We start from the raw sequence: 12,636 nt of genomic DNA, 5'->3' as shown, positions 1-12,636 counted from the left end.
GGCGGTCCTACCGGTCTGCGTCTCCCGCCGCTCCTCGAGCGACGTCGTCCACCCAGGGCGCCGGACGTCGTCCGACCCCCTGGGCGAGAGGCTCGCCTACCTGCGGGCGACCGTCTCGTCCCACGGGCTGATGGGGTTGCCCCGCCACGTCGTCCCGGCCGGGACGACCTCGCCGCGCATGACGAGCGACGCCGGACCGACCCGGGACCCGGGCTCCAGCCGGGCCGCCGGCAGGACGACGCCGTGCGGCCCCATCGAGGCGCCCGCACCGATCTCGACGGTGTCGAGGCTCATCACCCGGTCGTGGAACAGGTGGGTCTGGACGACGCACCCGCGGCCGACGGAGGCGCCGTCCGCCACCGTGACCAGGTCCGCCTCGGGGAGCCAGTACGTCTCGCACCACACGCCGCGGCCGACCTTCGCGCCCAGCGTCCGCAACCAGGCCGAGAGGAGCGGCGTCCCGTAGGCCTGCTCCGCGAACCAGGGAGCGGCGACCATCTCGACGAACGTGTCCTGGAGCTCGTTGCGCCACACGAACGAGCTCCACAGCGGATGGTCGCCCGCCTCGATGCGACCGACGAGCAACCACTTGACCGCGGACGTCAGCAGGGCGGCGACCACACCGGCGGCCAGCATCACGACGCCCGAGAGGAGCGCGGCGGCCCACCAGGACTCCTCGACGAGCTGCTGCAGCGCGACGAGCACCCCCACCGCGACGTATCCCGTGACGATCGGCGCGGTCAGCCGCAGCACCTCGAGGGTGCCGCGCGCCACCAGCATCCTGCGGGGCGGGCTGTACGTGCGGGAGTCGTCGACCTCCGACTGCGTGACGCGGCGCAGGCGCGTCGGGGGCTCCCGAGCCACGATGACCCCGCCTTCGCCTTGGACGGCGCGGCCGATAGGACGGCGACGAGCCCGTTCTTGGGGACCGATCGACCCGGGGCGGCGATGCCCGAGTTGCCGAGGAACGCGCGCTTGCCGACCCGTGCCCGGGCGACCCGGACCCAGCCGCCGCCGAGCGCGTAAGGCGCGACCATGGTGTCGTCCGCGAGGAACGCGCCCCGGGAGACGTCCATCATCGACGGGATCCCCAGCACCGTGGAAGCCTCGACGTGCCGGCCGACCTTCGCGCCGAGGAGCCGCAGCCACGCGCTCGTGAACACGCTCGAGTAGATCGGGAACAGGGTCGTGCGAGCCGAGTCCATCAAGCGCTGCGTCACCCAGGCCTGCCACCCCTGCCGGCTGTGCGCAGGGTGGTAGCCCTCGCGCAGCCCGAGCGCGAGCAGGCGGACGACCGCCACGACCAGCGCCGCGTAGGTCGCCAGGGCGGCGAGCGTCGCGACCGGCACCCACACCAGCAGGTCCACGGCGACGGGGGCCAGGCTGACGACGACCGTGCCGCTCGCCTCCGCCAACCAGCCCGTGCCGAGGAGGAGGACCGCGATCCCCGCGGCCACCGCGACGACCGGGAGGAGGCTCAGCGCGACGCCGCTCACCCCGTAGGCCGCGGTCCAGGCGCGGGACTCCGGGGGACGCTCGTCGGGCCACGGGTGCTTGACGCCGGCGCGGATGCGCACGGCCGGCGAGCCGCCCCAGTACTCGTGCGCGCCCACCTTCCCGGAGACGGCCGAACCCGCCTCGACGTCGCTGCCCTTGCCGATGCGGGTCCCCGGGAGCAGCGTGGACCGCGCGCCGACGGTCGCACCCGCCCCGACCTTGATGCGCCCGAGGTGCAGCGTGTCGCCGTCGAGCCAGTGACCGGACAGGTCGACCTCGGGCTCGACCGAGCAACCCTTGCCGAGCGTGAGCATCCCGGTCACGGGCGGCAGCGCGTGCAGGTCGACGCCCCGTCCCACCTTCGCGCCGAGCAGGCGCGCGTACAGGCCCACGAGGGGCGCGCCCGCGACGGTCAGCCCGCCGCTCGCACCGACGAGCTCCTCTGCCGCCCACAGGCGCAGGTGGACCGAGCCGCCTCGGGGGTACTCCCCGGGGAGACCCCGCGCAGGAGCAGGCGCGCGCCGAGCGCGGAGACGAGGAGCCTGCCCACCGGGCTGACGAGGACGAACCAGCCCAGGAGCACCCACCACCAGGACACCGGCCGGACGAACGCGAGCGGCGTCGTCGCATCGAGGACGTTGTTGATGGCCGCGACCCAGACGAGCCACCGCAGCCCGGAGAGCGTGCGCAGCGCGAGCACCACCGCGAGCTGGACGGCCTGCGCCCCGTGACCCACGGGCGTCGCCGGGGCGTGGGCGGGGGTCTGCGGGCGCTCGGGTCCCTCGTCGGCCGCGGCGCGGGCGGCCGCACGGTCGACGAAGCCCGCCACGTCGCCCACTGAGGGGTTCTCGTAGAGGTCGGCGACCGTGATCGACGGGAGCCGGCCCCGCAGCGCGGAGACGACCTGCGCGGCGGTGAGACTGCCGCCCCCGAGGTCGAAGAAGTCGTCCTCGGCCGAGGTCGGCGTGGTCCCGAGCACCGCACCCCAGACACCCGCGACCCACGTCTCCGTCTCGGTGAGCGGGGCGGCGTCGGGGTCGCCGGTCGGTTCCACGGTCGCCTGCGCCCCCGGGGGCAGCGGCCACGGGAGGGTGTCCCGGTCGACCTTGCCCGAGGTCTTGGTCGGGATCTCGTCGACCACGGCGAGCAACGGGACCAGCGCGGCCGGGAGGGTGCGGCGCAGCGCCTTGGTGGCGCTCCGGACGTCGAGGCGCGCGCCGGGGGCCGGGTCCGCAGCGGACGGGTCCGACGTCGCGCGACCGGTCGCCGGGACGGCGGGTCCCGCCGGGGCGGGCGGGTCCGCCGGGGCGGGGGGCACGACGACGTACCCGACGAGCACCGTGCCGCCGGACTCGGTGCGGCGCACCGCGGCCGCGGCGGCGACCACCCCATCGAGGTCGAGGAGCGCCGAGTCGATCTCGCCGAGCTCGATGCGACGTCCGCCGACCTTCACCTGGTCGTCGGCGCGACCGACGAAGAGCAGACCCTCCGGGTCCCGCACCACGAGGTCGCCCGACCGGTATGCACGTTCCCAGCCGAGCCCCTCGTGCGGGGCGTACTTCTCGGCGTCCTTGACAGGGTCCAGGTATCGCGCGAGGCCGACGCCGCCGATGATGAGCTCCCCCGTCCCGCCGGGCTCGACCTGCGTGCCGTCCGGACCGACCACCGCCAGGTCCCAGCCGTGGAGCGGCAGGCCGATCCGGACCGGCCCCTCGCCGCCGAGCCGGGCGGCGCACGCGACGACCGTCGCCTCCGTCGGCCCGTACGTGTTCCAGACCTCGCGCCCGGGCACGGCGAGCCGCGCGGCGAGGTCGGGAGGGCACGCCTCACCCCCGAAGATCAGCAGCCGGACGCTCGCGAGCGTCTCGGGCGGCAGCAGCCCTGCGAGCGTCGGAACGGTCGACACCACCGTGATGCCGCGCTCGGCGATCCAGGGGCCCAGGTCGGCGCCGGTGCGCACGAGGGATCGGGGCGCCGGGACCAGGCAGCCGCCGTACCGCCAGGCGAGCCACATCTCCTCGCACGACGCGTCGAACGCCACGGAGAGGCCGGCGAGCACACGATCGTTCTCGCCGAGCGGCTCGCCCTGCAGGAAGAGCTCGGCCTCGGCGTCGACGAACGCCGCTGCGTTGCGGTGCGTCACCGCGACGCCCTTCGGGGTGCCCGTGGAGCCGGAGGTGAAGATGATCCAGGCGTCGTCGTCCGGGGTGGGCCGCTCCCCGGCGCGCGGGTTGGCCGGGATGTCCGGGCGGACGGCGAGGTGCCCGTCGTCGCCGAGCACGGCCCGGACGCGGGCCTCGGTGAAGACGAGCTCGGCGCGCTCGTCCGGGTCGTCCTTGTCGACCGGGACGTACGCCGCCCCCGCGGTGAGGACCGCCAGGATCGACAGGTAGAGATCGACGCGGCCCGACGTCGCACGGACCCCGACGCGGTCGCCGGGGCCGACACCCTGGTCGACGAGCGCCCCGGCGCGTCGGCCGAGCTCGGTCGCGAGCTCGGCGTACGTCAGCGAGCGTTCACCGTCGTCGAGAGCGAGCGCGTCCGGGTGCGATCGTCCGGTCGAGCGCAGGACGTCGAGCAGCGTGCGCGGCTGCGGGGCGCGCCGTCCGGCGAGCAGCGGATCGGTCTCTGGCACATCGCTCCAGCGTTAGAGGTCGCGGTGGTCCAGGACGACCAGCGCGATCGCGCGCATTGTAGGTCGCTCACATGGCTTGCTGATGAACGTCAGGCTCACGCCACGACGGTGAGCGTGCTGCCCTCGCCGCGGATCTTGCGGACGGACACCCGCTCGGCGACGGCTTGCTTGAGGGTCTCCACGTGCGACACGAGGCCGACCGCCCTCCCGCCGCTGCTCAGCCGGCCCAGGACTCCCAGCACCGACTCGAGGGTCTCGGGGTCGAGCGTCCCGAATCCTTCGTCGACGAACAGCGTCTGGAGCTCGACCCCGCCGGCCTCGGCCTGGACCACGTCGGCCATGCCGAGCGCCAGGCAGAGCGACACGTAGAACGTCTCACCCCCTGAGAGGGTGCTGGGCCTGCGCTCCTCCCCCGTCTCGTGGTCGCGGACGGTCAGCGACAGTCCCGTCTTGCGCAGGCGTGCCACCTCGGCGCGGTCCGTCCGAGCGAGCTCGTACCGTGCGCCGGAGATCTCGTCGAGCCTGAGGTTCGCGGCGGCCACCACCTCGTCGAACCGGCGCATGAGGACGAAGGTCTGGAGCGTGATCCGGTCCGCGTTGTCGCCGGCGCCGTTGGCGATCTCGGCCATGCGCAGCACCGGGGCCGCCGAGCTGCGCACCGCCGCGGTGGCGGTGACGGCGGAGCGGAGCGCCGCGGCCGCGGACTCGGCCCTCTGGACCGTGCTGCGCACACGCTCGAGCTGAGCGAAGGCCTCCTCGTGGCGGGCCACCGCGGCCGCCAGCGCGTCGACGGCCGCCTCCAGGTCGACCTCGACGGCGTCGCCCAGGCCGGCGATCTCCGGCGACCCCAGCGCTTCGCGGACGAGGCGGACGTCGGCGTCGTGGTCGCGCAGCGCGGCCGCAGCGGACTCCCGCTCGTCCGGCTCGAGCACCCCTGCGAGGGCCTGTGCGGCGTCGTCGAACCCTTGGGCTGCGAGACCGTCGGTCAGCTCGTCGTGCCGGTTCGCAGCGGTCGCCCGCGCGACGCCGACCTCGTTCTCGCCCGTGAGGACCGCCCGCACCGCGGACTTCGCCCGCCCGATCTCGCGGTCGACCACCGCCGCCAGGTCCGTCCCGGCCTCGCTGTCCTTGGCCGCTTCGATGGCGGGGGTCCCGGGCAGCAGGGTCAGGGCGGTCTCGAGCTCACGGTCGAGGCTCGCGCGCCCCTGGGCGATGCTGGCGGCCAGCGCCCGGGCCTCGCCCTCGAGCTCTGCCCTCTGCGGGCCGAGGCCGTCACGCGTCCTACGGAGCTCGTCCGTCTTCGCGTCGAACCGCTCGATCTGGGCGTCGGCGTCGTCTCGCCGGGCGGCGGCTGTCTCGGTCGCGGCGACGGCGGCCCGCGCCTCGGCGTCGGCGGCCTGCGCGGCGTCGACCCCCGTCCCCTCACTCGCACGGACCCGGTCCTCACGTCGGCCCTCCAGCACGGCGACGCGGTTGCTGGCGTCCACGAGGTGTCGGTCGCACTCCGCGTAGGCGGCCTCCAGCACCTCGATGTCGTCGGCGCTCACGTGGTCGTCAGGACGGATCGCGGGCGCCGGGTGCTCGGTCGACCCGCACACCGCGCAGGGTTCCCCGGGCGCGAGGTTCGTCGCGAGCTCGCCCGCCATCTCGGTGATGCGTCGTTCCCGGGCCGACGTGAGCGCCGCCGTCGCGCTGCGCGCGGAGTCCGCGGCGAGCGCCAGCGCTGCCCGGGCGGCGGCGAGCTCGTCGTCGATCCGGACGACGTCGCGCGCGGCCTCCAGCACGTCGGCGGCCCCGACCGCCCGGGCGCGGGCGTCGCCGAGCACGTCGGCACCCAGAGCGAACTCCTGGCGCGCTCCCACCAGCTGTGCGCGCTCCGCGGGGCGGGTGCCGTCGAGCGTGTCGTCGAGGATGCGGAGCTCGTCGTCGAGGCGCGCGATCTCCTTCATCGCGTCGACGCGCTTGCCCTCCCATGTCGGGAGCGACCGGCCCGTCTCGCGGAGGGCGTCGATCCGTGCCAGCAGGTCGGACATCGCGGACAGGCGCGCCTCGAGGTCCTCGACGGACCCCGTGGCGAGCGCGGGCGGCAGAGCGGCCCGTGCGACGTCGCGCTGCTCGACCGCCTCGACCAACGCCGCCTCGGCCGCCCGTGCGCCCTGCAGCGAGGACATGACGAGCGCGGCGCGACCTGCCACCTCGAGCCGATCGCGCCGGCGCGACATCTCGTCGGTCCTGGCGGTGAGCTCGGCCTGACGTGACCGCAGGCTCTCGCGCCGTGCCAGGAGATCGCTCGTCGCGCGCGCCACGTCGAGCTCGCGGCGCCGCGCGTCGGCGGCGACCCGCGCGTCGGACTCACCGACCGATCGGACGAAGGCCTGCTCGCGCAGGTCGCCGACGCGCGACCCGACCAGGTCCAGGAGCGCTGCCCCGGACCGGTCGTCGATCCGCGTGGTCTCGACGGCGTCGGGCGCCGGCTCGTCGAGAGCCGCGGCCTCCGCGAAAGCGGCCACCGCCGTACCGATACGCTGCTCGGCCGCGTCGACCGACCTGCGTGACTCGCCTGCCATCACCTTCAACCGTTCCGCGAGGGCGTCGAAGTGCTGGGTGCCGAAGACTTTCTGCAGCAGCGCCCCACGATCCTCGGGCTTCGCGCCGAGGAAGCTCGCGAACTCGCCCTGGGGTAGCACGACCGTCTGCACGAACTGCTGACGGCTCAGCCCTACCGCGTCCCGCAGCTGCTGGTCGGCCTCCCCAACCGGGTCGACAGCGCCACCCCGGAGACGGCAGCGAGCGCGTCGCCGTACTCCTCGATGCTCGCCTCAGGACCGACCTCCGGCAACGACGAGAGGCGCCAGAGATTGACCTGCGCCTGCTCCTTAGCCTGGCCCGTCCCCCGGCGCTTGGGCCGCATGTACTCGGGCGAACGCCGCACGCGGTAGTCGCCGGACTGCACGGAGAACACGAGGTCGACGTAGGTCTCGACCTCGGGGTCGACGTGCGCAGACCGCAGCCGGTCCTTGTGGCCCGCCTCGGTCGCGACCCCGCCGTAGAGGGCGAAGACGACGGCGTCGATGATCGTGGACTTCCCGGAGCCTGTGGGGCCCTCGAGCAGGAAGATGCCGGAGGCCGCCAGGCGGTCGACGTCGATCCGATGCCGGCCCGGGAACGGCCCGATCCCCTGGAACTCGAGCGAGTGGATCTGCATCAGGCGCTCTTCTCCGCAGCGAGGACCGCCTCGTGGGCCTGCGCAAGGACGCCGGACTCCTCGGGGGTCGGTGCTGCACCGGTGACGTGGGTGACGAAGTCCCGGACCACGACGAGCGGGTCGGCGCCGCGCTCGACGACACGGACCGTCTCGCGGGCGTCCCGTGACGCGGGCTCGTGTCGGATCTGCAGCGCGTGCGGGAACCTGGACCGCACCCGAGCCACGAGCTCGTCCGGTCGCTGGGGGTCCGTCACGGTGAGGCGAAGCCAGTCGCCGGTGTGCGCTTCCCCGCGCGCTCCCATGACCTCCTCGAAGGTGCCCGACAGGTCGGCCATGCGGCGCGGCACCGGGGCCGGGACGAGCTCGATGCGCTGATCGTCCGGTGCGTCGAGGTCGAGCAGCACCGTCGACTTCGTGTGGTTCATCTCGGAGAACGAGTACGCGAGCGGAGAACCCGAGTAGCGAGCCGACGGGGGCGGGCCCGGGAGTGCCTCGGGCGACGCGGCCTCCGGCACCGTCACCTTCTGAGGTCCGTGGAGGTGACCGAGCGCGACGTAGTCCACGCCGCACCCCGCGAACACCCCGGCCGGCACCGAGTCGACGCCCCCGACCCGGATGTCACGCTCGGAGTCGGACGCCTGCCCGCCAACGACGAACGCGTGCGCCATGACGACAGCGCGTGCGGGCCCCTCGCCGGAGAGCGCACGGCACTCGCGGGCGAGCCGGTCGGCACGGACCCGCCGCATCGCGGCCGCGGTCACCGCGGCGTGCGAGCGCAGGAGCGGCTTCTGCGGGTCGTCGGCCAGCACCGAACGGAAGCTCTCGGGCTCCAGGTAGGGGAACCCGTAGACGTGCAGCGGTGCCTCGCCGTGGCGGCCCTGGATCTCGACGGGCCTACCGACGTCGGACGAGCTCAGGATGTGGAGCTCGTCGCGCAGGAGGGGAGCTGCGAATCCGAGACGCGTCGCCGAGTCGTGGTTGCCCGGGGTGAGGACGACCGTGGTCAGCTCGGCCAGCCGGCGCAGCGCCGTCCCCAGGCTCTCGACGGCCTCGACGGACGGGATGGCTCGGTCGTAGACGTCACCCGCGACGAGAACGGCGTCCACCGAGCGCTCCCGCACCGTCGCCACGAGGTGCTCGAGGAACACGCGCTGGTGCTCGAGGAGATCGACGCCGTGCAGCGTGCGCCCCAGGTGCCAGTCGGAGGTGTGCAGGATTCGCATAGGACGAACCTAGGCGCAGCCACCGACAGTCAGAGGGCGCCGCTCCCGGCGGTCCGTGAGACGGGGATCCGGCCACCCATGCCGATCATCTCGAGACCGTGCACGACCCGCGGGGGCGGGTCGTGCAGGACGACCTCGTGACCTGACTCCAGGCAGAGCAGGTGCGCCTGGAGGATGAAGGCGAGACCGGTCGAGTCGATGAAGTCGACCCGAGCGACGTCGAACGCCACCGGTCCCTCGTGCAGCGCAAGGAAGGTCATCGCCTCGCTGGCGGAGGTTCGGAGCGATGCGTCGACGTCTCCCCACATCGTGACGAGGGCGCCGTCCGAGGTCGCGACAGCCTCGATGCCGCCTGCGACCGGATTGTCAGTCATGACTACGTCTTGCTCCATTCAAGTCGGGGAATCCCCCGAGAGGCATCCTTCTCCTTCGGGGCAACGATCGCAACATCGCGCCACGAGGTGGTGGAGGATTCGTGTGCACCCCGCAAGGAATCGGCGGGTTCGGGTGATCGGACGACCGTACGGCGAGCATCCGACACTCGCGCCGGCCAGGGGACATCGCGCCGGGCGCGCACGAGCGCCGCCTCGGGAAGGACTCAGTCGTCCGTCGGCTCACCGTCCGGCGAGGTAGCCCCGGCGCGCTCCGTCGCCTCCTCCGGTCGCGCCGATGTCTCGTCCACGCCTGGAGCGCCCGCCCCGTCCTTCTCGTCGTCGCCGTCCGGAGCAGTCGGTCCGTCGGTGGAGTCGCTCCCGGTGGTGCCGGGCTCCGCAGTCGGATCGGTGCTGTCCTCCGGGTCGGTCGGCGAGGTCGTAGCGGTGGGGGTCGAGGTCGGGGTGGGAACCGGTGTCGGAGCTGCCGTCGCGGTCGGCGCAGGGGTCGCACTCGGCGTCGGTGTCGCGGTCGCCGTAGGCGTAGGCGTCGCGGTCGGCGTCGGCACCGCAGTCACCGTGGGTGTCGGGGCGGCGGACGGCGTCGTCACCGGCTTCGGGGTGGCGGACGGGGGCGGTGTGGCCGAGGGGCGAGGCGTCGCTGCAGGCTTCGCACTGTCCTTCGACCCGCCCTTGGCGGGGTCCTTCGCCTTGTGCGCGGACGTGTCCTTCGCCCCGCCCTTCGACGGCGCCTTGCCGCGCGTCCCGGACCCGTCACCTGCCGTGCCGGACGACGTCGCGGAGCCGGCACCCGTGGACCCCGCACCCCCTGACGAAGCTCCGGACCGTCCGCTCGAGAACCAGTCGGCGGCGATCGCCGCGTACTGGTCGCCGTCGACTCCCGGTGCCGCACCGCCGAAGAACTCGAAGTGCCAGGGCTCCGGCTTGGAGCCCCCGGCCGGGCCCACGTCGGGTTGCCCCAGCCGTAGTCCGGCGCGTTCAGCCGGAGCCAGCGGTACTCCGCCGATCGCCCTCCGGAGATCGGGTTGCTCAGGTCGACCGCCAGTCCCCACCCGTGCTGCGACGTCCCCGGTACGGCTGCCAGGTGCGGCTTCGCGGCGCGCACCGCCACCTGACTGGCGTACGAGCGGTAGGAGTCGGTCATCGGGATGGGCACCCCGAACTCGGCCTCGTACGCCGCCGAGAGGGCGATCAGGTGAGCTGCGGCGTCGCACCGCAGCGAGTGACCGGGGGCGAAGGGGAGCGCGCACAGCGCCGAGGCCGGGATCCGCCCGTTGCGCATCCCGGCGAACATCTCGAGGTAGGTGTCGCGCTCGAGCGACGCGACTGCTGCGTCGTCGACGAGGTCGCCGGAGCGGCCGTCGACGAAGGGTGCGAAGACGGACGCACCCTCGTGCTCCAGCAGCTCCGCGATGTACTCGTCGTCGATCTTCGGCGAGACGGTCACCGGTGCCGCAGCACCGTCGGAGTCGAGGAGGTACGCCACCCGCCACGCCGCGTCGACGACGGTCGGCCACTCGACACCGTCGTGCTCGTGCTGCGCGACGTCGGCGTTCGTGCCGTCCGCGCGACCGGGTGTGCCGGGGTCCGCGGTGTCCGCACGATCGAGCGTGCCGGGGTCGGCAGCGTCGACGACCTCCGTGGCACCGGCCTCCGTGCCGTCGACCTCCGGCGCATCGACCTCGGCGGCGTCGACCACCACCGTGGCGTCGACCTCGGTGCCCTCGCTGCCGCCGGTGCCGGCGACCCCGGGCACCGGCTCGGTCGGGTCCCCAGCACCCAGCCGGCCCGACTCCTCCGGCCGGTCCTGCTCGTCCAGCCCATCGACGCGTGGCAGCAGCGGGTCCGCCCCCTCGGCGAGCACGTCCCACGTGGGGTCGCCGGTCCGGCCGTCGTTCGCGACCCTCTCCTGGGCGTCGTAGGTGGCCAGGAGCATCGCGAGCTCGGACCGAGCGCGGGCGAGGAGCGACAGGTCCGAGCCGGGCTCGGCTGCGAGCGCCGACGCCGACGCCTCCATCAGGCTGTCGACCCGCGCGCGATCCATCCGGGTCTCGAGGCCCTGACCGCCGACGTCCGCCACCTCGGGGCTCGACCCCGAGCCGGTGACCTGTCCAGGCGCGGTCGCGCCGACGCCGAGACCCTGGGCCGTGAAGAAGCCGACCGCGAACACGGGCTCGGGGAGCAGCGAGCCGCCCACCACGAAGGCGGGTGGAGCCTCCACCGACGGGACGCTCAGCGCGCCCCCCGGCGTCCCCGTTCCCATTCCCGTAGCCGCGACCGCCACGGACGTCGCAGGCGAACCGAGGGGGACGGCGCCGGCATCGCCGGACACCTCGACCGCTTCCTCGACGACCACCGAACGCGTCGCGGCGAGTGATGCCCCCTGGTCCGGGCCGACGTGGACGGTCCGTCCGGAGACATGGACGTCCGCGAAGGCCACCGTCGTGAGACCCACGAGGGTGGCCGCGCAGCCTGCCGTGACGCACGCTCGCCAGAGCGCGCGTCGTCGCGCCGAACCCGGTGCGACGGCAGCTCTGCCGTCACGCGTCACGTTCCCGTCCAACCAGCTCTCCCGTTGTCGGTCAGGTCACAAGCGTGCACCCCTCCAGCGGTACATGCCAGAGGTGCGGACGTCTGGGGCAGAAGTTCGCCCTCCCGGGAGCCACGCGATCGCCACAGGACCGTCACAACGGCTACCCGACGGCCCCCGATTCTCCGCCGTCCGCGATGGGACGATGCAGCGATGAACCTCGCCTCGTCGTCTCCTTCCCGCCCGGCGCGCCGTCGTCGGGCGACGGCGCTCGCCGTCGCGGTCCCCCTCACGCTCGTCCCGCTCACCGCGTGCTCGACGGAGGACGTCGCCCCGGAGGGCTCGGTGCAGCACGACGTCCTCGGGGACGCCGAGGACCAGCTGGGGAGCATGGCCGACGGCGCCGGGGACCTGCTGGACCGGCTCGCCTCGATCCCAGCCGAGCTGCTCGACGTGATCGACGACGTCCGGCAGCAGCTCTCCGACGCGGAGGTCCTGCCTGCGAGCGGCTCCACCGTCTGACCTGCCGGGTCGGGAGACGCATATCACCCACCGGTTCCCACCAAACGTCCAGGAATCTAGGCGAGACTGATCCCATGACATCGATGTCGGCCCCGCGAGCCAACGGCTCGTCCTCCGCGCGCTCCGCAGCGTCGCGGTTCGCAGCGGCCGGCATCTTCGCGCTGGCGACCGCCTTCCCGCTGGTCGGTGCGAGCACCGGCACCGCCGGCCCGAACCTCACGAACTTCATCGCCGCAGCGCGGACCCAGACGAACGCCGTCTCCGCCACGCTCGCGGCCGCGACCCGCGAGGTCCGGTCCTTCACTGGCGAGCTCGGGACCGTCGTCGCCGGCGCGGTCGCCTCCGCGAGCGCCGCCACAGCACGGGCAGACGCGGCACTCACCACCGCGGCCGAGGCAGCGGCCTCCGTCGACGTGTTCGACGGACGGGCGACCGTCGAGGTCGAGGACGCCCAGGTAGCGCTCGAAGCCGCCTCCGCCGAGCTGCGCTACGCGACCGACCGCATCGCGGAGTCGGGTCGGGCCGTCCCGACGAGCCTGACGGAGCTCGGCCACCACATCGACTTCCTCCGCGGCCCCGCGTCGTCCTCGCGCTGAGCGGCCGTACCGGAGCGGCACGTGCCGGTGACAGGT

General features: G+C 73.9%; 7 protein-coding genes and 1 pseudogene. 2 read left to right on the top strand and 6 right to left on the bottom strand.

The genetic code is table 11. The annotated features are described in order from the left end of the window. Window positions 1-96: 96 nt before the first annotated feature. The 6 genes and pseudogenes from QUE47_RS07420 to QUE47_RS07395 all read right to left on the bottom strand — a co-directional run bounded on the left by QUE47_RS07420 (window position 97) and on the right by QUE47_RS07395 (window position 11,173). Window positions 97-4,132: pseudogene (locus tag QUE47_RS07420) on the bottom strand (Pls/PosA family non-ribosomal peptide synthetase). Between the two features lie 95 nt (window positions 4,133-4,227). Next, window positions 4,228-6,831: an SbcC/MukB-like Walker B domain-containing protein gene (locus tag QUE47_RS07415; RefSeq protein ID WP_286219224.1), complete on the bottom strand. Its 2,604-nt coding sequence runs from the start codon at window positions 6,829-6,831 to the stop codon at window positions 4,228-4,230. 20 nt (window positions 6,832-6,851) lie between these two features. Further along, window positions 6,852-7,337, bottom strand: a complete 486-nt coding sequence (locus tag QUE47_RS07410; protein WP_286219223.1) for an AAA family ATPase — start codon at window positions 7,335-7,337, stop codon at window positions 6,852-6,854. After that, window positions 7,337-8,560 carry an exonuclease SbcCD subunit D gene (locus tag QUE47_RS07405; protein ID WP_286219222.1) on the bottom strand — a complete coding sequence of 408 codons (1,224 nt, stop codon included), beginning with the start codon at window positions 8,558-8,560 and terminating at the stop codon, window positions 7,337-7,339. The genes QUE47_RS07410 and QUE47_RS07405 overlap by 1 nt, the downstream gene beginning before the upstream one ends. Before the next feature lie 29 nt (window positions 8,561-8,589). Then, on the bottom strand, window positions 8,590-8,934 hold the full coding sequence (locus QUE47_RS07400) for an STAS domain-containing protein (protein WP_286219221.1): 345 nt from the start codon (window positions 8,932-8,934) through the stop codon (window positions 8,590-8,592). Between the two features lie 604 nt (window positions 8,935-9,538). Further along, window positions 9,539-11,173, bottom strand: a complete 1,635-nt coding sequence (locus tag QUE47_RS07395; protein WP_286219220.1) for a M15 family metallopeptidase — start codon at window positions 11,171-11,173, stop codon at window positions 9,539-9,541. A 522-nt stretch (window positions 11,174-11,695) separates the two neighbouring features. On the opposite strand from QUE47_RS07395, the gene QUE47_RS07390 reads away from it, so the two are divergent. Beyond that, window positions 11,696-12,004 (top strand): hypothetical protein, encoded by a 309-nt coding sequence (locus QUE47_RS07390; protein ID WP_286219219.1) that lies wholly within the window; start codon window positions 11,696-11,698, stop codon window positions 12,002-12,004. Window positions 12,005-12,078: 74 nt separating this feature from the next. Further along, entirely contained in the window at window positions 12,079-12,600 is a 522-nt protein-coding gene (locus QUE47_RS07385; RefSeq protein ID WP_286219218.1) for a hypothetical protein, read from the top strand. Window positions 12,601-12,636 lie beyond the last annotated feature (36 nt).

It is taken from the genome of Paraoerskovia sediminicola (assembly GCF_030296575.1).
Lineage (GTDB): Bacteria > Actinomycetota > Actinomycetes > Actinomycetales > Cellulomonadaceae > Paraoerskovia > Paraoerskovia sediminicola.
This window is presented reverse-complemented; position numbering and strand designations above follow the sequence as displayed.